General features: G+C 40.7%; 2 protein-coding genes. Both read right to left on the bottom strand.

Annotated features, from left to right (window positions below):
* Positions 1–133: 133 nt before the first annotated feature.
* The gene (locus CBI42_RS10605; RefSeq protein ID WP_094753954.1) at positions 134–634 is read right to left on the bottom strand and encodes a hypothetical protein; all 501 of its coding nucleotides are present in this window, start codon (positions 632–634) and stop codon (positions 134–136) included.
* Between the two features lie 63 nt (positions 635–697).
* On the bottom strand, positions 698–2,694 hold a 1,997-nt coding region (locus tag CBI42_RS10600), incomplete at its 5' end, for an SspB-related isopeptide-forming adhesin (RefSeq protein WP_142294105.1).

The following is a 2,694-nucleotide window of genomic DNA, read 5'->3' as shown; positions in this document are numbered from 1 at the left end:
CAATACCAATAATCCCACCGATATTTCCAATTTTGTTAATAAAATCTACAACTGCATCCATTCTTTTTCTCACTTTCTTTTTATAAAAAAGGTACTAGGAAAGATTCCTAGTACCTACTTTGTTTATTTAATACTATTTTTCATCCTCTGGACGAAAGGTTAGAGAGAGGGCTGTAATCACAGCCAAGACAACGATAATGGTCGTTTCCCACCAGTAATAGATTGGAACCCCGTGAGGGAAAACAAAATCTGTCATCAGGTTATTAAACCATTCTGGAGCAGGAATATTCTGCCTAGTTAGGAAAACATATCCCTGTAATCCAAAACCTATAGCGAAGAAAGATACAGTCTTAAACACAAACCATCCAATTGCTGTCGCAATCAAGCTCTTAATCAGATTAAAGATAAAGAGGAGAAACATGAGTGGAGTCGCAACCATCAAAACAGCAGCTCTCACAATCACACTCGGTAGGTTCTTTATTCCTGACCAGATGGCTTTTCCTAGCCAACGCAGGCCTTTTTTCCACTTCTTCTCTTCTTCAGGTTTGGTTACTTCTGATTTTGTTTTAGTTGGGGTATAGTATCTGTATCCACTTCTAGTCACATGTGCATCCATTTTCGTGTCCTTTCTCATCTCTCTTCCCCCTCTTTTTTATGGCTTCATTATACCATAGATGAGGGGGAATTTCTAGATGTTCTATTTTTTATACTTACGAAGACCTGCAAGACTCAATAATCCCAAAATCATTCCCACAACTGGAAGCATGCTTGCTGCTGTTCCAGTATTTGGAAGCGATGCTTGTGGTTGTGGCTTGTGTGGTTCTTTAGGCTCTGGTTTTGGAGGTTCTGGCGTTGTGGTTGTCACTTTAGCCGTCATCTCTTGTAAATTGACTGTATTGATAAAGGTATTTTCAACCTTCCCAGCTGCAATACGTTCAACCTCGATATAGAAATCAACGTCAAACGTGCCTTGCACTCCTAGAGAGTTCAAGAACTCTTTATCAATAGTGTAAGCCCACTTACCTTCTTTCTCATTCCATGTTACTTTAACAATCTTCTTGATAAAATTAGAGTTTGTACTTTGATCAAACTTAAATTGGAAAGCATAAGCAGAGCCTTTAGCAATCTTGTCTCCTGCCTTAACCACTTTACCGTCAGACAAGACTACATCATAAGGAAGAACCAAGTCTTTTTCAGCAACGTATTCTGTACCACGAATGACACCAGACCAATTACCTGTATATCGATCATGCTTCAAGTCAAGCATATCAATACCGTCATATTGGAAGAGGCTATCGTGTTTACTAGGGACGGTTACGCCATCGAGTAGATAGCAGATGTATTGGCCAATCTGTACTTCTTGGCCATCCAAGACTTTTTTATTATCCTTTTGATCCAGGGCATGTTTCTCTGGATTCACATCAGGAACCGAGACAGTGACAAGTTTTGATTGATAGCCATTGCCAAAGTCGATTTGCTTAAAGCTATTCTCAACTTTCTCCCCTGCTTTAACCAGGAGCTTAGCTGGAAGATCAACAGTAACATTCTTATTTGGTTTCACGTAGTTTTGATAGAAACTCTTGGAATCTTTTGCTACCCAGAGATAGAATTCACCCTTCGGATTCAAGTTCAATTCCTTCAGGATTTTATTGATTGCATCTGTACGTGCTTTGTGTGAGAGCACATGGTACATAGTAAAGAGCGCTTTAACGTCTTTACCTGCAGCAGTCATCTTGATCTTGCTGTGGTCAACTGTGAAGGCTTTGTCTTGAACATCGTCAAAGATTCCAAACTTCTTACCAATCGCTTGCGCTGAAGCAAGGGTTTTGGTGTAAGGGCTATAATCTGTCATCAAGCGGAAGGTCACGTTGCGATCAAATGTTGTCGCACCATTGATATCCTTACCAGAGCGATCCAAGACAGCTTTGACTGGTCTTGGAGGTCTTGGAGTGTAGTTCGTAACAGTATCTGAGAAAACTTCATAGTTATTCACTAACACTTTATAAGTATTGTCATAGAAGCCTTTGTCATAGATTGGCTTCCAAGTAATCACAGGAGCTTCTAGGCGCTTCCCTTCGTAGGTTGCAGTAAAGGTATACGTATTCTTTACTGCATCATAGGCAACGCCCCATCCTGCTTTCTCTGTAGCTGCCTTTGTGACAGCCACATCAGGAACTGCTCCAGCTTCGAGTGGATCGATGATGGTAATCTTGTCCCCTTTTTTAAGGTTCGCATAGATATTATCATGATGCAATGTATAAAGCTGAGTAGCATTTTTAGCAACTGTTTGACCGTTTGTATTGGTCTTATCTGTATCTGCAACAGATTTAGTTACTACTGGCTTATACTGCAATTTGTAGCCGTGATAGCTTGCTGATAATTTCTGATTTTTCGTCTCAGAAAGTGTTTTAAGAGCCAAGGTTGGCTTAACTGGATTCTTCGCTTTGACCAATTCAGCTGATACAGGTTCAGTCTTAACTGGCTTCACGGTTGTTTTTGTGATAGTTGCCGTAGCTGGAACTTCAACAACTGGCGTTACAAACTTCGTATTCAAAGCGAACCAATAGGTTTGGCCACTTGGACTATCTGGTCCATCCCATTGGATAAATTCGGTTGTGAAGGCTGTCCCTTCCTTGAAAACACCAAGTGCAGCGCCCTTGTATTGGTAAGGTGAGTCAGATGTATCCCAAAGAT

Origin of the sequence: Streptococcus sp. KR (assembly GCF_002238115.1) — a bacterium.
Lineage (GTDB): Bacteria > Bacillota > Bacilli > Lactobacillales > Streptococcaceae > Streptococcus.
This window is presented reverse-complemented; position numbering and strand designations above follow the sequence as displayed.